19 protein-coding genes are annotated in these 19,892 nt (G+C 73.5%); 5 read left to right on the forward strand and 14 right to left on the reverse strand.

Translation table 11 applies throughout. The annotated features are described in order from the left end of the window. Positions 1-17: 17 nt before the first annotated feature. From ACYVP9_RS22445 to ACYVP9_RS22455, 3 genes are read right to left on the reverse strand one after another with little or no spacing between them, the layout of a single operon-like run. Positions 18-1,436: a WS/DGAT/MGAT family O-acyltransferase gene (locus tag ACYVP9_RS22445; RefSeq protein ID WP_460607205.1), complete on the reverse strand. Its 1,419-nt coding sequence runs from the start codon at positions 1,434-1,436 to the stop codon at positions 18-20. A 30-nt stretch (positions 1,437-1,466) separates the two neighbouring features. Next, entirely contained in the window at positions 1,467-2,837 is a 1,371-nt protein-coding gene (locus ACYVP9_RS22450) for an AAA family ATPase (RefSeq protein ID WP_460607206.1), read from the reverse strand. Next, positions 2,834-3,610, reverse strand: coding sequence for an SAF domain-containing protein (locus ACYVP9_RS22455; protein WP_460607207.1), 777 nt, complete (start codon positions 3,608-3,610; stop codon positions 2,834-2,836). Before ACYVP9_RS22455 ends, ACYVP9_RS22450 begins: the two co-directional genes overlap by 4 nt. A gap of 98 nt (positions 3,611-3,708) precedes the next feature. Between ACYVP9_RS22455 and ACYVP9_RS22460 the strand changes: the two genes are divergently transcribed. After that, positions 3,709-3,945, forward strand: coding sequence for a helix-turn-helix domain-containing protein (locus ACYVP9_RS22460; RefSeq protein ID WP_460607208.1), 237 nt, complete (start codon positions 3,709-3,711; stop codon positions 3,943-3,945). Between the two features lie 27 nt (positions 3,946-3,972). Here the strand turns inward: ACYVP9_RS22460 and ACYVP9_RS22465 are convergent, their stop codons facing one another. Then, positions 3,973-4,533 carry a hypothetical protein gene (locus ACYVP9_RS22465; RefSeq protein WP_460607209.1) on the reverse strand — a complete coding sequence of 187 codons (561 nt, stop codon included), beginning with the start codon at positions 4,531-4,533 and terminating at the stop codon, positions 3,973-3,975. A gap of 113 nt (positions 4,534-4,646) precedes the next feature. Between ACYVP9_RS22465 and ACYVP9_RS22470 the strand changes: the two genes are divergently transcribed. Both ACYVP9_RS22470 and ACYVP9_RS22475 read left to right on the forward strand, forming a co-directional pair. Then, positions 4,647-5,453 (forward strand): LysM peptidoglycan-binding domain-containing protein, encoded by an 807-nt coding sequence (locus ACYVP9_RS22470; RefSeq protein ID WP_460607210.1) that lies wholly within the window; start codon positions 4,647-4,649, stop codon positions 5,451-5,453. Further along, positions 5,450-6,004 (forward strand): Rv3235 family protein, encoded by a 555-nt coding sequence (locus ACYVP9_RS22475; RefSeq protein ID WP_460607211.1) that lies wholly within the window; start codon positions 5,450-5,452, stop codon positions 6,002-6,004. Before ACYVP9_RS22470 ends, ACYVP9_RS22475 begins: the two co-directional genes overlap by 4 nt. Before the next feature lie 199 nt (positions 6,005-6,203). Here the strand turns inward: ACYVP9_RS22475 and secA are convergent, their stop codons facing one another. Together secA and ACYVP9_RS22485 are read right to left on the reverse strand one after the other, a co-directional pair. Next, positions 6,204-9,098, reverse strand: a complete 2,895-nt coding sequence (gene secA / locus ACYVP9_RS22480) for a preprotein translocase subunit SecA (RefSeq protein ID WP_460607212.1) — start codon at positions 9,096-9,098, stop codon at positions 6,204-6,206. Between the two features lie 58 nt (positions 9,099-9,156). Then, positions 9,157-10,260 (reverse strand): calcium:cation antiporter, encoded by a 1,104-nt coding sequence (locus tag ACYVP9_RS22485; RefSeq protein WP_460607213.1) that lies wholly within the window; start codon positions 10,258-10,260, stop codon positions 9,157-9,159. A 55-nt stretch (positions 10,261-10,315) separates the two neighbouring features. Here ACYVP9_RS22485 and ACYVP9_RS22490 point away from each other — a divergent pair, with 55 nt between their 5' ends. After that, positions 10,316-11,488 carry a GNAT family N-acetyltransferase gene (locus ACYVP9_RS22490; RefSeq protein ID WP_460607214.1) on the forward strand — a complete coding sequence of 391 codons (1,173 nt, stop codon included), beginning with the start codon at positions 10,316-10,318 and terminating at the stop codon, positions 11,486-11,488. Here the strand turns inward: ACYVP9_RS22490 and hpf are convergent. The 8 genes from hpf to ACYVP9_RS22530 all read right to left on the reverse strand — a co-directional run bounded on the left by hpf (position 11,469) and on the right by ACYVP9_RS22530 (position 19,447). Next, complete coding sequence (gene hpf / locus ACYVP9_RS22495) at positions 11,469-12,134, reverse strand: ribosome hibernation-promoting factor, HPF/YfiA family (protein WP_460607255.1); 666 nt, start codon at positions 12,132-12,134, stop codon at positions 11,469-11,471. The two genes, ACYVP9_RS22490 and hpf, sit on opposite strands and share 20 nt — an antisense overlap. Positions 12,135-12,361: 227 nt before the next feature. Then, a complete protein-coding gene (locus ACYVP9_RS22500; RefSeq protein WP_460607215.1) occupies positions 12,362-13,012 on the reverse strand; it encodes a ComF family protein in 651 nt (216 codons plus the stop codon). Positions 13,013-13,107: 95 nt separating this feature from the next. Next, entirely contained in the window at positions 13,108-14,883 is a 1,776-nt protein-coding gene (locus ACYVP9_RS22505; RefSeq protein ID WP_460607216.1) for an LpqB family beta-propeller domain-containing protein, read from the reverse strand. Then, a complete protein-coding gene (mtrB, locus tag ACYVP9_RS22510; RefSeq protein WP_460607217.1) occupies positions 14,880-16,520 on the reverse strand; it encodes an MtrAB system histidine kinase MtrB in 1,641 nt (546 codons plus the stop codon). The genes ACYVP9_RS22505 and mtrB overlap by 4 nt, the downstream gene beginning before the upstream one ends. Beyond that, positions 16,521-17,210, reverse strand: coding sequence for an MtrAB system response regulator MtrA (mtrA, locus tag ACYVP9_RS22515; RefSeq protein ID WP_460607219.1), 690 nt, complete (start codon positions 17,208-17,210; stop codon positions 16,521-16,523). It lies immediately after the preceding gene. A gap of 35 nt (positions 17,211-17,245) precedes the next feature. After that, complete coding sequence (locus tag ACYVP9_RS22520; RefSeq protein WP_460607220.1) at positions 17,246-18,142, reverse strand: Dyp-type peroxidase; 897 nt, start codon at positions 18,140-18,142, stop codon at positions 17,246-17,248. A gap of 43 nt (positions 18,143-18,185) precedes the next feature. After that, a complete protein-coding gene (locus tag ACYVP9_RS22525) occupies positions 18,186-18,686 on the reverse strand; it encodes a GNAT family N-acetyltransferase (RefSeq protein WP_460607222.1) in 501 nt (166 codons plus the stop codon). A gap of 68 nt (positions 18,687-18,754) precedes the next feature. Further along, positions 18,755-19,447, reverse strand: a complete 693-nt coding sequence (locus tag ACYVP9_RS22530) for a GAF domain-containing protein (protein WP_460607224.1) — start codon at positions 19,445-19,447, stop codon at positions 18,755-18,757. 51 nt (positions 19,448-19,498) lie between these two features. On the opposite strand from ACYVP9_RS22530, the gene ACYVP9_RS22535 reads away from it, so the two are divergent. Then, positions 19,499-19,885 carry a YchJ family protein gene (locus ACYVP9_RS22535; protein WP_460607256.1) on the forward strand — a complete coding sequence of 129 codons (387 nt, stop codon included), beginning with the start codon at positions 19,499-19,501 and terminating at the stop codon, positions 19,883-19,885. The last annotated feature ends 7 nt before the right edge of the window (positions 19,886-19,892 follow it).

Here is a 19,892-nt window from a genome sequence, read left to right on the forward strand (position 1 = left end):
CGCCGCCACACGGCGCGTCACCGGCCGTCCTCCAGTCCGGCGGCCGAACCCGAGCGCGCGCAGTCGACCAGTTCGGCCAACGACTCCTCGACGAGTTCGGCGAGCAACGCGACGTCGGGCACAGCGTCACGGTCGCCGTTCACGCCGAAGTACACCCCGCCGTCGTACGACGACAGTCCGATCGAGACCGCCTGGCCCTCGGCCAGTGGTTGCACCGGGAACATCGCCGTCATCCGCGCGCCCGCCGCGTAGAGGGGGAACTGCGGGCCCGGCACGTTCGTCACCACGAGGCTGAACAGCCGGCGGGCCAGTCCACCGGCCGCGCGGGCGCCGAGCGCGTGCAGGGTCGGCGGCGCGTACCCGCCGAGCGTGGTCAGCCGTTCGGCACCCACCGCGGCCTCGGACGCTCGGTGCGAGGCCATCGCGTACCGCAGCTGGGCCAGCCGCAGCACCGGGTCGGGCTCGCCGACGGGCAGGTCGACGAGCATCGGACGGACCGCGGTCGCCTCCGATCCGGCGGTGTCGACGACGCTCACCGGCACCAGGGCGCGCACCGAGGTCGCCGGCCGCAACGCCTCGCCCCGCGCCAGCAGCCACCCGCGCAACGCCCCCGCGACCACGGCCAGCACCGCGTCGTTGACGCTGCCGCCGAAGGTGTCGCGCACAGCCCGGTAGTCGTCGAGGCGGGTGCGCGCGACCGCGAGGCGGCGCTGCTCCGACAGCTGCGTGACCAGCGGCGACTGCACCGGCCGCCGCAGCAACGCGGTCGCCGTCGAGACCAGACCCCCGGCCACGGCACGCACGCCGGCAGTCAGTGTCGCGAGATCGCGCGCGGTCAGCCGGGCGGTGTCGCCGAGGGCGATGGGACGCCGGACGATGCCGCCGACGGCCTCGCCCAGCAGCCGCAACCCGCTGGGCTCCGGGTCCGGCAGCCAGATCGCCTCCACGGTGCGGCGGGGCGCCGGGGCCGCGTCGAGGATGACCTGGGCGATGTCGATGCCGCCGTCCTCGCCGACCATCGCCTCGTGGGTCTTGGTCACGATGGCGACCCGCCCGTCGGACAGGCCCTCGACGAGGTAGATCTCCCACAGCGGCCGCGACCGGTCCAGCAGCCGGGACAGGATGCGCGCGCAGAAGTCGAGCAGCTGCTGCTCGGCTCCCGGCCGCGGCAAGGCCGACCGGCGCACGTGATAGGTGATGTCGAACGCGGGATCGTCGACCCACAGCGGGTTGGCGATGTGGCCCGGCACGGCGCGCACCTTCTGCCGGTACCGGGGCGCGAGAGTGATGCGTTCCTCGAGCAACCGGACCAATCGCTCGTAGTCGAACCCGGACGGCGGCGGCTCGAACAGCGCGATGCCGCCGACGTGCTGCGGTGCGGTGCGGCTCTCGCGGTGCAGGAAGGCGACGTCGGCAACGGCCAGCCGCTCCGTCATCCGCGCCTCCCCGATCACCACGTCGGCCCGCTACCGGCCGACCGCCATCCTCCCAGACCTCGCGCGACGCCTGCCCCGCCGTCCGGACGGCACGGGCACCCCGGCCAGCTTCGCGGCCAACTCGACCAGGCCCCGGCGCAGCGGGCTGGCCGGCGCCGCCTCGCGCAGCGTGCGACCGACCGCGAGCGCGGCGTCGAGGGCCTTGCCGTCGGCGGGCAGCAGGGCCGCGGGCGGACGTCCGGCGAACCGCTCGAGCGCGGCCCGCAGCTCGTTCCCGGTGTCACCCGGCACCGCGGCCGAGCGCACCCGGTTGAGAACGACCCACACGGGCGCGGCGATCTCCGCGTCGCGCAGTTCGGTCAGGCCGCGCACCAACCGCTGCATGCCGATCGGGTCGGCCGAGCCCACCGCGACGACGAGGTCGGCGTCGTCGAGCACGGCCAGCGTGGCGCCGTTGCGGCGGGGGGCCAGGGTGTCGAACGACAGCTCCTCGTCGGTCTCGAGGCAGAAGCCGCAGTCGACCACGGTGAAGTCGGCGAGCGTGCGAGCGGCCGCCAGTACGGACGCGACCGCAGGCGGACGCAGCTCCGGCCACCGGGACGCGAGCGGCAGCCCGGTCAGTACCCGCTGCTGCGGCCCGAGCTGCCAGCACAGGGTGGCGAGCACCTGGGCGTCGAGCCGACGGCTCGAGGCCTGCCGGCACGCCGCGGCCAGACCGGGCGACTCGTCGAGCAGCCCGAGCACCGCCGCGATCGTGCCGCCGTAGACGTCGGCGTCGATCAGCAACGTCGAGGGCGGCGGGTGCGGCGACGGCGGTTCGAGCCGGCCGAGCTCGTCGGCGAGCCCGGTCGCGACCGTCGTGCGGCCCGGCGCACCGGTCGGCCCCCAGACGGCGACGACGGTGCCGCGGCGGGCGGCGGCGCCGGTGACGGGTTCGCCCTCCCCGGGCGGCACCGCCATCGACACGGACGGGTCGGCGAAGGCGCGATCGCGCGGCGTGGTCGTGCGAGCCCCGTCGGCCGCGCCGGACGAGCTCGCGGGACCCCCGCGCACCGCCTCGGCGAGCACCGTCGCCACCACCGACGGGTCCGCGTCGTCGGGCACGACGTGGACGATGCCGAGCGCGCGCATGCGGTCCTCGACCTCGTGGTCGGCGCGGGGCACCACCGCGACCGGCACGACCTCGGCCGCGAGCAACCGGTCGACGGCGTCGGCGTCGAGCCGGGGCAGGCCGGCGGCCACCAGCGCGGCGCGACCCTGCCCGGATGCGGCCACGGCCAGCAGGTCGACGACGTCGACGCAGCGCCGCACGACGTCGATCGGCGCGCCGGGCCCGAGCTCGCGGACGAGCCGTTCCTCCCACGCGGCGCCGTCGGCGGCGCACAGCACCGGCAGCCTCATCGCGCCGGTGACTCCGTGCCCGCCCCTCCCGCGCCCTGCGACCCGGCGCAGGCGGCGAGATCGGCCGGCAGACCGCCGGCCGACGACGGGGCACCGGAGGACGGGCCACCCGACGACGGGGCACCCGAGGCGGACGGCTCCTGCGGGCCGCCCTCGAGCACACCGGCGCGCACCTGCGCGTCGTCGATCGACTGGGCGGCCACCACCCGCGGGGCGAGTGACGGCTCGACGCTGATGACCACGTTCTGGCCGTCCCCGCTCGCGGCGAACGACCCGTCGCCGCCGTCGCGCACGGCCTGCACGGTGACGTCGGGCAGGAGCACGACGAACGCGCACGCCGGCGTCGAGAGCCACAACCGGATGCGTTGGCCGGCGCGCAGGTCGGGGGCGGCGCCGGCCGCCAGCGCGACGGTCACCGTGGTGCGTTCGGGCGCAGTCGTCACGGCGCCGGCCGGGAGCAGTTCGTCCGCGCGCACGCCGTGTCGCAGGGTCCGGCCGACCGCGGCGTCGACGTCGGCGAGGTACCGGGCGCGGTCGTCGTCGGGCAGCTGCACCTGCCTGACGCGCAGGTCGCCCGCGCGCAGCGTCGTACCGGCCGCCAGGTCGCGCGTCACGGTGACCACGCCCTGGGTGTCGCCGGCGCGGGACACGAGCGTGGCCCCGAGCAGCACGGAACCGAGCACCAGCACGACCCCGAGCACCAGGCGCAGGTCGAGCCATCGTGGGGTGGCCACCCGTCTCGGCTCGGGCGAGGCGCCAGGAATGTCCGTCACGCGAACCATGCTGCCCGAGCGAGGCATACCTCGCGAATCGGACAGCCAGCCTGTGGACAACGCAACAGCCACCCCGGCGGATGCCACACTCGTGACCGATGGCCGCCGAACCCCGCTTCCTGACGCTGACCGACGTCGCCGAGATCCTCAACATCTCCGCGTCGCAGGCCTACGCACTCGTCCGCAACGGCGAGCTCGAGGCGATCAAGATCGGCGGCCGCGGCCAGTGGCGCGTCGAGCGCGCCCGCCTCGAGGACTACATCGCCCGCATGTACCGCCAGACCAGCGCGTTCATCGCCGAACACCCGTTCGTCGAGGCCGAACCGGAGTCCTGACCCGCGGGTCGCCCGCGCGCCGACAGCTCAGCCGCCCGCCCGCCGCACCGCGGCCAGGGCCGGGAGCGGGACCAGTTCGTTCTCGCGCACGTCGTTCCGGCGCCGCACCTCGCCCGGTGCGTGCGCAGCCAGCTCGACGAAGTCCGCCCCGACCCGGTCGAGCGTGCCGTCGAGGGTGCTGCCGTCGACCAGGTGCACGCGCACCACCGCCCGGTCGCGGGCCACACCGCGCAGCGCGTGCCGCAACGTCAACCGCGACGCGACCACACCCTCGCCGCCCGGCGCCGCCGACCACCGCGCGAGCCCGCGCACCCCGAGCAGCGCGGCAGTGGCGACGACGGCCTCCCGCCCCGCGTCCTCGGCGATCAGCAGCCAGTCGGGACCGACCCGGTCCAGACGGCCCGCCAGCGCGAGCCCACCGGCCACCCGCAGCCGCACGGCCATCCCGACCCCGGCGCGCAGCCGTTCGTGGACACCGAGCCGGCCCACCTCGGCGCGGGTGCGTTCCTCGACCTCGGCCGCGCGCTCGGCCTGTTCGAGCGCCTCGGCCTGCGCCTCGAGATCGGCGAACAGCCCCTCCCACCGCATGACTCGATCGTGCCGCCGCGCCGCGACGTCCGCATCTCGCACCGCCCAAGAAGGTTGACCGGTCGCAATCAGACGCTTATAAAGGCAAACGCAAGCAAACGAAAGGATCGAGCATGGTCACCGTCCGGTTCGCCGCCCTGGCCTCCGCCGACGCCGCCGTTCTGGCACTGGCGACTTCGGACGTGTCCGCCCTGGGCCGAGGTCTCGCCCACCCGCGGACGTGGTTGGCCGAGACCGGCGCCGACCACGTGACCGTGACCGTCGGCTCCGCCGCCCTGTGGCTCGTCGCGGTGTGGGTCGCCGCCGGCCTGGTGGCGGTCGTGGCGGCCGGGCTGCCGGGAGCCGCCGGACGGTGGGCACAGTCCGTCGCCGAGGTCGCCCTCCCGGCGGCGGTCCGCCGGATGGTGGCGGGCTCGGTGGGGCTCGGCGTGCTGCTCGCTCCCGTCGCCGCCGGCGCCCGCACCCCGGAGCACCCGGGCGCCGCGGGGAACCCGGCAGGACGCCCCGCCGCGCAGGTCGCGATGGACGGCAGCCGAACCGGCGCCTCGTCCGGCCTCGCCGCCCCGCGGGCCATCCCGCCGACGCCACCGCCGGTTCCCGGGCCCGCCTGGCCCAGCGGCACCGGGCACACCCCGCCCGGCGCGCCGCCGACCACACCCCACCACCCGCAGCACCCGCACAGCCCGACGCGGACGCCTCCGGCCGGTGCGTCGGCCTCGTCGCACGTCGTCACCGTCCGCCCCGGACAGTGCCTGTGGTCGATCGCGGAACACCGGCTCGACACCCACGACGCGCGCGCCGTCGCGCCGTTCGTCCAGAGGCTCTACGCCGCCAACCGGGCCGTCGTCGGCGCCGACCCGGACCACGTCGTGCCGGGACAGGTCCTGCACCTGCCCACCGCTCCGGAAGGTGACCGATGACCGCCGCCGTGTCCGTCCCGCCCGCACCGTCCGCTGCCGGGCGCCCGCCCGCACCCCGACCGCTGCGCGTCGTCGTGCGCGCGGCGCCGCGGCGCGAACCGCCGTTCGACGACGAGCTCACCGAGCCGCCGCTCGTCGGGCCGGCCGACCGTCCGCTGCCGTTCGCGCCACCGCCGCGGCCCACGCCGTTGCCGCTCGCGGCGACGCCTCCACGGCCGCCGGGCCTGCCCGATCCGGCACGGTGGGGTTACGTGCTGATCGTCGGCCTGATCGAGGCGGCGGCCGGCCGGCGTCCGCTGCCGCAGCTCGGGGCGATGTTGAGCCCGTCGATCCTGCGCGGGCTGGGTCACGACCTCGAACCGGTCGGCACCACCGGCCCGCGGCACTGGCTGCACCGCGCCGCCGTCCGCACCGTGCGCGCGTCGGAACCCGCCGAGGGGGCCGCCGAGTTGAGCGTGACCCTCGAGGTCGGCGACCGGGTGCGCGCCATGGCGCTACGACTCGACGAACACCACGGCCGCTGGCGCCTCACCCGCCTGCAACTCGGCTGACGACCCACGGCGGACGCGACCGGAACCCCCGCCGAATCCGCGGCCACCGGGCACGCGTGACAAAAAGCTGACACGTCCGGGACCCGCGCTTCGGCCGCGGGTATTCAGGAGCAGGCTGCGCGGCGGCATCCGGGGGGACCGTCGCGCAGCCCCCTGATTCCGGGGGCTGCAGCGGTCCGGACGGGTCTGTCCGGGTTCGTCAGCGCTTGCGCTTGTTGCGGTTCTGCGGCTTGTTGCCCCGGTTGCCCCGGTTGGGGTTGCTGCGGTTCTGCTGCCGCTTCGCGGTGGCGCTGCCGGCCTTGGCGCCGGCCCCGTCGGACTCCGTCGACACCGACGGCTCGTCGGACCCGAGGTCGGGCGCGCTGTAGGTCAGCGGCTGCTTGCTCTGGTTGCGGTCGAGGCCCTTGGCCTTGATCTGCGGCGACCGCTCGGTCTGCACGGCATCGTGCTCGTCCTGCGCGGCCTTGAGCATCGAGACGTCGAGCTGCGGCTCGTCGTCACGGACCTCGTCGGCCAGCTCCTCGGCCTCGGCGAGGGCCGCGGCCGCCCCGGCTGCGTTCGCGGACGCGCCCGGCACGGACGCGGTCGTGTCACCGGTCTCGTCGACCTCGACCTCGAGGTTGAACAGGAACCCGACCGACTCCTCCTTCACCCCGTCCATCATCGCGGCGAACATGTCGAAGCCCTCGCGCTTGTACTCGACCAGCGGGTCGCGCTGGGCCATCGCGCGCAGGCCGATGCCCTCCTGCAGGTAGTCCATCTCGTACAGGTGCTCGCGCCACTTGCGGTCGAGCACCGACAGCAGCACGCGCCGCTCGAGCTCGCGCATGACCTCGGGGCCGAGGTCCTCCTCGCGCTGGTCGTAGGCGGCCTGCGCGTCGGCGACGAGCTCCTCGACGAGGAACTCGCGGGTGAGGTCGGTCTTCTCGCCGCCGGCCTGGTCGATGGCCTCCTGCTGCGTCAGCGAGATCGGGTAGAGCGTCTTCAGCGCCGTCCACAGCTGGTCGAGGTCCCATTCCTCCGGGTAGCCGGAGGCGGTCGCGCCGTTGACGTAATCGGTGACGACGTCGTCGATCATCGGACGGATCTGGTCCGACAGGTCGGCGCCCTGCAGCACCCGCAGCCGCTCCTCGTAGACGACGGTGCGCTGCTTGTTCATCACCTCGTCGTACTTGAGGACGTTCTTGCGGATCTCGAAGTTCTGCTGCTCCATCTGCGTCTGCGCCGACTGGATGGCCTTGCTGACCATCTTCGCCTCGATGGGGACGTCCTCGGGCAGCCGCAGCATGTTCATCATCGCCGCGACCCGCTCGCCGTTGAAGCGCACCATGAGGTCGTCGCCGAGCGACAGGTAGAACCGCGACTCGCCCGGGTCGCCCTGCCGGCCGGAGCGGCCGCGCAGCTGGTTGTCGATGCGGCGCGACTCGTGCCGCTCGGTGCCGAGCACGTACAGGCCGCCGAGCTCGACGACCTCCTCGTGCTCCTTGTCGGTCTCGGACTTCGCCTGCTCGAGGGTGTCGGCCCAGGCGGCCTCGTACTCCTCGGGCGTCTCGTCCGGGCTGAGGCCCTGCTCGCGCAGCGTGACGTCCGCGGTGAACTCGGGGTTGCCGCCGAGCTGGATGTCGGTGCCGCGACCGGCCATGTTGGTCGCGATGGTGACGGCGCCCTTGCGGCCGGCGTTCGCGATGATCGCCGCCTCGCGCTCGTGCTGCTTGGCGTTGAGCACCTCGTGCGGGATGCCCTTGCGCAGCAGCAGCGAGCTCAGCCGCTCGGACTTGGACACGCTCGCGGTGCCGACGAGGATGGGCTGGCCCTGCTCGTGCCGCTCCTCGATGTCGTCGATGACGGCGGCGAACTTCGCGTCCTCGGTCTTGTAGATGAAGTCGGTCTCGTCCTTGCGGACCATCGGCTTGTTCGTGGGGATCGGCACCACGCCCAGCTTGTAGGTCTGGTGCAGCTCGGCGGCCTCGGTCTGGGCCGTACCGGTCATGCCCGACAGCTTGGAGTAGAGCCGGAAGTAGTTCTGGAGGGTGATCGTCGCGAGGGTCTGGTTCTCCTGCTGGATCTGCACGCCCTCCTTGGCCTCGATGGCCTGGTGCATGCCCTCGTTGTACCGCCGGCCCTGCAGCACGCGCCCGGTGAACTCGTCGACGATCATGACCTCGCCGTCGGTGACGATGTAGTCGCGATCGCGCTTGAACAGCTCCTTGGCCTTCAGCGAGTTGTTCAGGTAGCCGACGAGCGGGGTGTTCGCGGCCTCGTAGAGGTTGTCGATACCGAGCTGGTCCTCGACGAACGCGACGCCGTCCTCGGTGACGGCGACGGTGCGCTTGCCCTCTTCGACCTCGTAGTGCGTGTCCTTCTTCATCCGCGGCGCGATGCGCGCGAACTCGAGGTACCAGCGCTGGTTCTCCTCGGCCGGACCGCTGATGATCAGCGGGGTGCGGGCCTCGTCGATGAGGATCGAGTCGGCCTCGTCGACGATCGCGAAGTTGTGGCCGCGCTGCACGAGGTCGTCGAGCGACCACGCCATGTTGTCGCGCAGGTAGTCGAAGCCGAACTCGTTGTTGGTGCCGTACGTGATGTCGGCGGCGTACGCGGCACGCCGCTGCTCCGGCGGCATGTTGTTCGTGATCTTGCCGACGGTGAGGCCGAGAAAGCGGTGGACGCGGCCCATCCAGTCGGCGTCGCGACTGGCGAGGTAGTCGTTGGTCGTGACCTGGTGCACGCCCTCGCCCGACAGCGCGTTGAGGTAGGACGGCAGCGTCGAGACCAGCGTCTTGCCCTCACCGGTCTTCATCTCGGCGATGTTGCCGAGGTGCAGCGCGGCGCCGCCCATGAGCTGCACCTTGTAGTGGAACTGGCCCAGCGTGCGGCGCGCGGCCTCGCGGACGACGGCGAACGCCTCGGGCAGCAGGTCGTCGAGCGTCTCGTCGTCGGCGAGACGCTCCTTGAAGGTGTCGGTCAGCGCGCGCAGTTCGGCGTCGGTCAGGTCGACGTAGTCGTCCTCGAGCGTCTCGATGTGATCGGCGATCGAGGACAGCCGCCGGACCTGTTTGCCTTCGCCGGCACGCAGAATTCGCTGGAGAACCACGCGGTCATCGTACGGGCCGGGCCCCGGGAAGGCTCAGGGGCCGGACCCCGCCGCGGGCTCAGGGACGGATCGAGAGGAAGACGAACGCCGCGAGCAGCACGAGGTGCAGCCCGCCCTGCAGCGGCTTCGCCCGTCCGGGCACGACGGTCAGCGTGCCGACCGCGACCGTGACCACCAGCAGCACGATCTGGGTGGCGTCCAGGCCGAGCTTGAGCGGGCCGTCCAGCCAGATCGAGGCGACCGCGATGGTGGGGATGGTGAGCCCGATGGAGGCCATCGCCGAGCCGTAGCCGAGGTTGAGACTGACCTGCACCCGCTCGCGCAGCGCGTTGCGGGTGGCGGCGATGCTCTCGGGCAGCAGCACGAGCAGCGCGATCACCACGCCCACGAACGTCTGCGGGAAGCCGATGGCATCGACCCCGTCCTCGATGCCCGGCGACGCGACCTTGGCCAGGCCGACGACGCCGACGAGCGCGACGAGCAGCAGCCCGAGGCTCTGCAGCGCGGCGCGCCCGGTGGGCGGGTCGGCATGTCCGTCGCCGTCCAGGTCGCGGGTGTTGCCCTCGGAGTCGACGGGCAGGAAGAAGTCCCTGTGGCGGACGGTCTGGGTGAACACGAACAGGCCGTAGAGCACCAGGGACGCGATCGCGGCGAAGACGAGCTGCGTGCCGGAGAACTCCGGGCCCGGCTTCGACGTCGTGAAGGTCGGCAGCACCAGGGTCAGGGTCGCCAGCGCGATCACCGTGGCCAGCGCCGCGCCCGCGCCCTCGGGGTTGAACATCGCCAGATGGTGTTTCAGCGCGCTCGCGAGCAGCGCGAGGCCGACGATGCCGTTGACGCTGATCATCACCGCCGCGAAGACGGTGTCGCGGGCGAGCGTGGACGTGTCCTTGTCGCCACCACCGACCATCAACGTGACGATGAGACCGACCTCGATGACGGTGACCGCCACAGCCAGGATGAGCGACCCGAACGGCTCGCCCACCCGGTGGGCGACCACCTCCGCGTGGTGCACCGCCGACAGCACCGCGCCGATGAGGAACGCACCCACCACGACGTAGAGCAGCACCGGCAGATCGCGGCCGAAGGTGGCGACCAGCAGCACGACGGCGAGCGCCGGGAGCACGGTCGTCCAGGGCAGCCGGCGCAACGTCGCGATCACCCGTCCACCCTACGGAGGCCCGCCCGCAGGCCCCGCAGCGTGGCAATCTGTGCGAATGGGACGTCTGGCGCAGCTCGTGGGCATGGACCCGACCGCCTTCTCGAGGCTCGAACTGGGTGACGAGCGGGTGGTGCTGCGACCGTGGCGGCCCGACGACGCCGCGCGCGTGCACGCGGTGATGCAGGACCGCTCGATGCACGACTTCCTGGTGCTGCCCGACCCCTACACACCCGGCGACGCCCGGGACTTCGTCACCCGCACGGGCCACGAAGGGCGCGTCGACGGCACCGGCCTGGGCTGCGCCGTGGTCGAGCGGGCGAGCGGCACCGTCGTCGGCGCCGCCGCGTTGCGCATCTCCGGCTACCACCCGGAGGTCGGCTTCTGGGTCGCGCCCGACGCGCGCGGCCACGGCTGGGCCACGGCCGCGACGACGCTGCTCACCGGGTTCGCCCTCGACCACGGCCTGGGGCGGGTCGGGCTGTTCTGCGACGTCCGCAACGTGGCGTCGGCCTCGACCGCCCTGCGCGCCGGGTTCCGCTTCGAGGGCGTGATGGCCGCCGCCGCGCCCGTGGGGGCGCTCGGTCCCGGCGACCTCGCCTGCTTCGGGCGGACGGCCGGCGAGCCGTCCGGACCCGTCCCGACGACGTTCGCCCCGTTGCCGCGAGCCGGCCTGAGCGACGGGACGGTCGTCGTGCGGCCACTGACCGGCGCCGACGCGCCGGCGCTGCGCGACAGCGACGAGGACGCGGTGACCGAGGCGACCGGTTTCGGCGGCCCGCGGCGGCCGGACGCCCACTGGCAACGCATCTGTGACCGCTCGGCCCTGGACCTGCTCGTCGGTGCCCGCACGCTGCTCGCGGTGGTCGACGCGGCGACGGGGCGGACGGCCGGATCGGTGGCCGTCCGCCAGGCGGGACCGCCCCAGGTCGTGGGCCTCGGTTACGTCGTGCACCCCGACTTCCGCGGCCACGGGTACGCCGCCCGGGCGCTGCGGCTGGTCACCCCGTGGCTGTTCGCGCAGGGGTACGCGCGCGTCGAACTCGGCGCCAAGACCGGCAACGTGGCCTCACAGCGCAGCGCCCTCGCGGCCGGGTTCGAGCGCGAGGGCGTGCTGCGGGGTCGGTTGCGGCGGCCGGGCGGGGGTTTCGACGACGAGGCCCGCTTCGCGCTGCACGCGAAGCGGGCCCCGTCGGATGCCGGCGGCGGGCTCAGTCGCCCAGGCGGATGAGCCCGTAGTCGTAGGCGTGGCGGCGGTAGACCACGGTCGCCCGTCCGGTCTCGACGCACTTGAACAGGTAGAAGTCGTGGCCCACGAGTTCCATCTCGTGCAGGGCCTGGTCGACGGACATCGGCGTGGCCGGGTGCGTCTTCTCGCGCACCACGCGACCGGGACCGTCGTCCGGCGGCTCGAACGGGTCGGCAGCGGCCGAGGCGGCCGTCGTGCCCGCGGCGCCCGCATCGCCCTCGGTGGCGCCACCGCCGGTGGCGACGATCGACTCGGGGGCGACGTCCATGGCGGCGGCCAGCTCGGCGGTGACCTCGGCGACCGAGGGCGGGCGGCGGCGGCCGTGATGGATGCGGCGGCGGTCGGCGGCGTGCCGCAGCCGGCGCTCGAGGCGGTCGGCGGCCTGGTCGAGAGCGGAGTAGAAGTCCTCGGCACACCCCTCGGCGCGCACGACCGGTCCGCGGGTGCGGCAGGTGATCTCGACGTGCTGGCAGCTGCCGTTCTGGCGCGGGTTCTTCTCGTGCTGCAGCTCGACGTCGGTGCGGAAGATCTTCTGGTCGTAGCGCTCGAGCTTGCCCAGCTTCTCCTCGACGTGGCGCCGGTAGTGCTCGGGCACCACCACGTTGCGGCCCCGGACCACGATCTCCATCGTGGTGCCGGATTCCGACTGGTCGTCGATGTCCGTGGTCTCGGCGAATTCGTTCGTGCCGGCGACAGTTGTCATGCGACCTCCACCGTGCTCGCGGTGCGCCGCGGCCGATCGTCGGGGGTAGCCGGTCGGCGCACCTGGATCGTTGTGTGGTCCGGCTCACGCTAGACCGCTCGGCTGAGACCTGCCAGTGGGATCACCCGGACACGCTGAGGTGTCGGGTGAGGTCACAGCCGCCGCGGCACCCGCCGCTGGGTCGCCGCGACGACCGCGGCGCCGACGACCGGGTGACCGGCGGCCCGGAGTGCGCGGGTGAGCTCGCGCAGGGTCGCCCCGGTGGTGACGATGTCGTCGACCAGGACCACGGCCACGCCCGGACGCAGCCGGCCGGGCACCGTCCGCATCGAGGCGTGCAGGTTGCGTGCGCGCTCGTCGATGCCGAGGCCCGCGGAGTCGTCGACCCGGCGGGCCGTCCGCACCGCACCTGCCGCGACGGTCGCGCCTGCGGGGCACGCCCGGCGGGCGAGCCGGACGACGTGGTCGCCGCCCCGGCGGGCGGCGGTGCGCGGGTCGGTCGGCGGCGCCACGAGCACCGGACGTCCGGCCGCCGGCGACACGCACGCGCGCACCGCCACCGCCAGCAGCGCGGCCAGCGGCGGGGCGAGATCGCGCCGGCCGCGTTCCTTGTACGCGATCAAGGCCCGGCGGACGGCACCCTCGTAGGCGACCGCCGCGTGGACGGTGACGTCCCCCGCCCACGCGACCACCCCCTCGGGCTCGGGACGGCAGTCGGCGCACCACGCCGCACCGGGCGCCCGGCACGCCACGCAGCGGCGCGGCAGGACGAGATCGACGATGTCGGCGAGCGGCGCGAGCACGGGTCGAGCCTGGCCGCGACGGCCGCGGTCCGCCGGTGCCGACGACCGGCCTGGGGACGGCGAGCGGTGTGTCGCCCCACCGTGTGGACGGCCGGTTACTCGAGGTAGACGGGGTTCGTCCCCAGCGTCTGGTCGGTCGCGCCCGGCGAGGACCAGCTGCGGCCGAACTGCTCCCAGACGGTGTCGTTCGCCGACACCCAGGCGAACTGGCTGATCGCGACGGTCACGCTGTCGGGGGCGGTCGGCAGTCCGGATCCCGGGGAGCGTCCCGACCAGTTGGACCCGTCGACGTTCGTCTCGAAGATGCGCGGGTCGCCGCTGATGCCGCCGCTGGCCCGCAGCGCCCCGATCGCGATCAGCTTCTGGGTGCCGATCCAGGCGGCGTCGTCGACGGTCACGCCCTCGGGACTGATCGTGGGTGCCGAGTCGACGCGCACCTGCCCGGCGGTGCGCGCGATGGTGCCGATGTACAGCCGGCGCGCGCCGTTCTGCGAGTTGACGACCATGGCCAGGCGGGCGCCCTCGGGGCTCAGTCGCACCGCCGTGATGCGCCCGCCGCCGGCGCCGGTGTTGAGCGAGACCGGCGCGGGCGTGCCGCGGTTGCCCGACACCGTGACGCGGGTCAGCTGCCCGCCGACGCCGACCCACACCTCGCGCGGGGAGGTCGCGCCGGTGGACGGCGCCCACGTGGGTCTGGACGTCACCTTGCGCACGGACGTGAGCCGGTACCCGGACGCGGCCGTGCCCAGCACGAGGGTGTTGCCCTTCGTCCCGCCGGGGAAGGGCGTGACCCCGGCGACGAGCAGCGACCCGTCGGCCGCCCGCGCGACGGCCACGGACGTGAGCGCATAGGGACTGTTCTTCAGCTTGCCCGGCAGCGCCCCGATGCCGTCCTGCACCACGTTGCCGGAGCGCACGTAGAACACGTCGGCCGGCAGGGTCGGCGGGGCGTACCTCGGGTACAGGTCGGCCGCGGTGAACTGCCCGCCGCGGAACCCGGGCACGGGCACGGTGCTGCCGCCGTCGGTCATGAGGATCTGCTCCGGCGACGCCGGGTCGGTGACCGTGGCCGCCAGCTGGGCGGCGAGCTGCGATCGTGACGCGGGGTCGAGCTGGGCCGAGCCGGGAACCTCGACGCGCAACGGGTTGCCCGCGGTGGCGGTGACGCGGCGGGCGTTGGCCTGCCCCGGCAACGTGTCGACGGTGACGCCGGCGACGAGGTCCGATCGCGGGCCGGCCGCGAGCTGACCGCACAGCCAGTTCGCGAGCGGCAGGCCGCTGAGCGCGCTCCAGCGGGTGTCGGGCACGAGGTAGCGGCGCGCGGCGTCGAAGAAGTAGAGCGCGTGCTGCTGGTAGTACCGCTTGAACTGGTCGACGGTCAGCAGCAACCCGGACGCGGGCCCGGTGATGCGGTACTCGCCGTCGACCCTGCCGACCTTGTAGGTGAACCGCTGGGTGTCGCCGCCGTCGCCGATGCCGACCGGTTGCGGCACGAAGACGCCGGCGGGGGTGAGCGAGCCGACGAAGCGTCCGCTGACGGTGACGACGCCGCCCTCGTACCGGTTCACGGTCGTGTTGGCGACGATGGTGGCCGACGCGTCGGACCACGTGCGCCGCGCGCCCGGCGACAGGTACTTGCGCGCCGCCGCATGGTTGCTCTGGTCGACGGGGTTGGCGGCGAGGAAGTCCTGCACGATCGTGCGCGCGGGCGCGCCGGGGGTCGGTCCGGGGATCGCCGCCTCGCTGTCACCGGTGATGTCGATCGACTCGACCGTGCGCGGTGACGACGAGCCGGGCACGCCGGTGCAGCCGGCGAGAGTGAGCAGGACGGCGGCGAGCCAGAACAGGGTGCGGCGTCCGACGGTCGTCATGACTCGTCCTCCTCGTCGGTCTCCTCGGGGTCGAGCGGCAACGGCGAGTGCATCAGCGTGTGACCGGCGCGGCGGGGCAGCGTCAACCGGAACTGCGCGCCGCGGCCCCGCTCACCCCACGCCTGCAGCCACCCGTCGTGCAGCCGGGCGTCCTCGAGCGCGATCGCCAGGCCGAGCCCCGTGCCGCCGGTGAGCCGGCTGCGCGACGGGTCGCCGCGCCAGAACCGGTTGAACACCAGCGCCGCCTCACCCGGGCGCAACCCCACCCCGTGGTCGCGGACGGTGATGGCCACGGCGTCCGCGTCGTACCCGACCGTCACGAGCACGGGTTTGCCCTCGCTGTGGTCGAGCGCGTTGTTGAGCAGGTTGCGCAGGATGCGTTCGACGCGGCGGGTGTCGATGTCGACCGACACCGGGACGGCCGGCTGCACCACCTCGAGCTCGCTGCCGTGCGCCTCGGCCAGCACCCGGGCGGCCTCGACCGCGGCGTCGACGGTCGCGCGGATGTCGACCGGCGCGGACTCGAGGTGCGCGGCACCGGAGTCGTGCCGGGAGATCTCGAGCAGGTCGCCCAGCAGCGACTCGAACCGGTCGAGCTCGTCGTGCATCAGCTCGGCCGCGCGCGTCATCTCGGGCGAGAACTCGTCGCGGCTGGCGTAGAGCAGTTCGGACGCCATGCGGATCGTCGTCAGCGGGGTGCGCAGCTCGTGCGACACGTCGCTCGTGAAGCGGCGCTGCAGCCGCGACAGGTCCTCGAGACGGCGGATCTGGCGTTGCAGGCTGTCGGCCATGTCGTTGAACGAGCGGCCGAGCCGGGCGATGTCGTCGGTGCCGCTGACGGTGATGCGCTTGCTGAGGTCGCCCGCGGCGAGCCGTCCGGCGGTCTCCCCCGCCACCCGCACCGGACGCACCACCTGCCGGGTGACGAGCAGCGCGATGCCGAGCACGAGCACGACGAGCGCGAGCCCCGCGATCAGGACCGTCCGCTGGATGAGCGCGATGGTCTGCTGCTCGGCGTCGAGGGGGAACAGGTAGTACAGCTCGAACAGCCCCGACTGCGCCTGCACCGGCTCGCCGACGATCAGTCCCGGGACGAGCTCGTCGGACGTCGGCGTGCGCTGCACCGGTGCGTACTGCGTGGCCAGGTTGCCGGCGCGGACGGTGGCCCGCAGCGCGGCCGGGATCTTCACGGTCGGACGCTGCCCGGCGATGGCCTGCGCCGATTCGATGGCGATGGTGAACAGGCCCGCGCCCGAGCTGGTGCCGCCGGCGGTGAGGCTGGCGAGGATCTGCTGCTGGGCCTCGTACACGTCCGCCGGCACGCCCGCGTCGACGTCGGAGAAGACGCTCTTGGCGGTCTGCAGGCCGATGCGTGCCTGGTTCACGGCGGCGTCCTGCTTGGCGCCGAGCACGCCGCCGGCCACCTTGTCGACGAGGAACAACCCGATGACCAGCACCATGAGGCCCGACACGAGGACGGTCGTGGTGCCGACGCGCACCTGCAACGACCGTCGCCACGTGTTCAGCGCGCGGGTCGACAGCCGCCGCGTGACGTCGCCGAAGGCCCGGGAGGCACCGGCCAGCCGGGACTTCGCAGACGCCGGACCCGCGCTCGCGGCCGGCAACGCCTCACCCACTTACGGCGGACCCGCCTTGTAGCCGACGCCGCGGACGGTCAGCACGACCTCGGGACGCTCGGGGTCGCGCTCGACCTTGGCACGCAGCCGCTGCACGTGGACGTTCACCAGGCGGGTGTCCGCGGCGTGGCGGTAACCCCACACCTGCTCGAGCAGCACCTCGCGCGTGAAGACCTGGCGCGGCTTGCGGGCCAGCGCGACGAGCAGGTCGAACTCCAGCGGCGTGAGCGCGAGCGCCTCGCCGTCACGGGTCACCTGGTGCGCCTGGACGTCGATCGTGACCGGCGAGTCGGGCGGACCGATGGTCAGGGTCTCGCCGGCCAGTTCGTCGTGGTGGCGCAGCCGGGCCCGCATGCGGGCGACGAGCTCCTTGGGCTTGAACGGCTTCATGACGTAGTCGTCGGCGCCCGACTCGAGCCCGAGCACCACGTCGACGGTGTCGGTCTTGGCCGTCAGCATGATGATCGGCGTGCCGCTCTCGGCGCGGATCGACCGGCACACGTCCAGCCCGGACATGCCCGGGAGCATGAGGTCGAGCAGGACGATGTCGGGCCGCACCTCGCGGAACGCCTTCAGCGCCCGGGACCCGTCCGCCACGAAGGCGGGGTCGAAACCGTCGGCGCGCAGGACGATGCCGAGCATCTCGGCGAGGGCCGAGTCGTCGTCGACGACGAGAACGCGGGGTTTCACGCGCCCATGATTCCATCCGTCGCTGGGAACCGGCCTCACACCCGCGCGAGCGCCTCCAGCGACGGCACAACGTAGTACGCGCCGGTGAGGGGCACGACGTAGCGGGTCAGCGCGCAACGGATGCCGTCGCCGACGCCCGCCATGCGGCGCAGCATCTCGGCCATGCGCCACTGGTCGTGGCTGAACCCGACGAAGACGGTGCCGTGGTCGGTGACGCCGCCGTACGCGACGTTGCGGCGGAAGATGTCCAGTTCCTCGCCGTCGACCTCGACCACGGTGCGCGAGACGTGGGAGTCCGCGGGCATGGTGTCCTCGTCCAGCTCGACGCTGTCGGCCTTGGTGCGGCCCATCGCGCGCTCCTGCACCTCGACCGGCTGTGCCGACCAGGCCGCCGAGTCGTGCCGCCACAGCTGGTGCAGCACCACGCTGCTGCCCGCCCCGGGACGGCCGTCGGGCACCGCGACGACGTCGGGTGCCTCGCCGGCGGACGGGTTCTCGGTGCCGTCGACGAAGCCGGTGAGGTCGCGGTCGTGGCGGTAGAGCCAGCCCGTCACCTCGGCGGCGACACCCGCATGCGGGGCCAGGGCGGCGATCGCGTCCCGGGCGAGGTCGAACACCGGCGACCGGTCGCCCCCGGCGATCCACACCCACAGGTCGTGCGGGGTGGCGGGCATGGTGAAGCCGTCCGGGCCGACCACGGGGTCGTTCCAGTCGGTCACGTCCGCCGGGACGTCGGCGGGGTCGGCGATGCGCTGCCACAGCGACGGCCGCACCCCGATCACGACGTTGACCCCGCCGGTGGAGGCGAGTTCGGTCTCGAGGCGGACGGCAGCCGCCACGGCCGCGTTCGCGTCGGCGCCCGGCAGCAGGTCGAGCTCGAGGTAGCAGTGGTCGGTCGTGCCGAGGGCGAAGATGCCGGGCTGCGCGCGCATACGTCGCAGTGTGACAAGGGAGGGACCGTCGCAGCGGTCCGGGTCAGGCGGCGGCGCCCGGGCGCCGGACGAGGTCGGACGGGCTCGTCGTGCCGCCGGCGAAGCCGTGCCGGCGCAGCCACCGCTGCGTCGCGGCGGCGGACTCGCACGAGATGTCGCACGCGCAGAAGCGGACGACCCGGCGGGTCGCGTCGGCGTCCGCCAGCAGGTCGGCGAGCACCCTGCCCCCGAGGCCCCGGCCCCGGTAGGCGGGCCGGACGTCGAGCTCGAGCAGGTGCACCGTCGCGATCTCCTCGGCCGTCAGCAGCTGTCCGACGACGATCCCGTCGAGGACGAGCAGGTCACGTCGCGCTCCGGGATGCGCCTGCTGGTGCCGGCGGCGCAGCGCCCGGAAGCGCATGTCGACGATCAGGTCACGGGTCTCCGGCGGCAGCGCCAGCAGGTCGTCGTGGCTCTCGGCGAACAGGTCCCGCAGCAGCGCGGTGTCGCGCGGTTCGGCGGGACGCCGCTCCACGAGCACCCCGAGCTTCGGCCCTTCCGTCATGCCGCAGACCGTACCTAACACGAATCACACACGGGAGGCCTGCCGCGAAACCGAGGACGAAGGTCCTGCTAATCGACGTCGAAGACCGAATTGCGGATCCGCGCGATGACGGTGTCGACGGTGTCGATCGCCCCGGCCAGCGCCCGCTCGGAGCTGCCGGACGACATCGTCCGGACGCTGCCGAGCGTCATCGAAAGCCGGAAGAGGTCGCCGATGACGGCGCTCTGCAGGTCGCGGGCGATGCGGTCGCGATCGGCGCTCACCGCGGTGCGGGTGCTGATCTCCCGGAGCCGGAACTGCGACGAGACGGCCGCGGCGAGGTCGCGCAGCGTGTCCAGTTCCTCGTCGCTCCAGTCGCGGCGCACGAGGTCCATCGCGCACAGCGAGCCGAAGGCGACACCCTTCGCGTCGACGAGCGGCATGCCCGCGTACGACACGATGCCCAGCTCGGTGACCGAGCGGTTGTCGGCCAGGAAGTCGACCTCCGCGGCGTCGGCGAAGACGAACGGCTGGGCCCCGCGCACCACGTACTGGCACAGCGAGAACGACAGGTCGTTGGTGCGCGTCGCGTCGAGGTCGGGCAGATCGCCCGCCAGCCCGGGCACGACCTGGCAGTCGGACGCGACCAGCGACACCAGCGCGACGGGCACCCGCAGCACCCGGCGGGTCAGCGCCGCCATGCGGTCGAACTCGGCGTCCGGCGCGGGCGGCAGCGGCGTGGTGACGGGCAACGGCTGCACGCGGCGGTCACTCACGGTCACGAGACGCAGTGTGGCAGATCCGGCAGTTGAAGCTAAGTTCGCGTGATGTCGATGGACGACAGCGGTGACTGTCCGTGCGGAAGCGGCTCGACCTACGGCCGATGCTGTGGGCCGCTGCACCACGGCGCACCAGCGGCGGACGCCGAGGCGCTCATGCGCTCGCGGTACGCCGCGTTCGCTCTCGGCCTGCGCGAGCACCTGCTGCGCACCTGGCATCCTTCGACCCGTCCGGACGAGCTGACGCTCGACCCCTCCGTGCGCTGGACTCGACTGCGGGTGCTCGCGGCCTCGGACGACGGGATCACGGGCACCGTCGAGTTCCGCGCGCACTACCGCGTGGCCGGCGAACCCCACGTGCTGCACGAGCGCAGCCGCTTCGTCCGGAACGAAGAGGGACGCTGGTTCTACTTAACGGGCGACGGGCCCGCTGGTAGCTAGAAGCAAC

Source organism: Jatrophihabitans fulvus, from assembly GCF_054781375.1.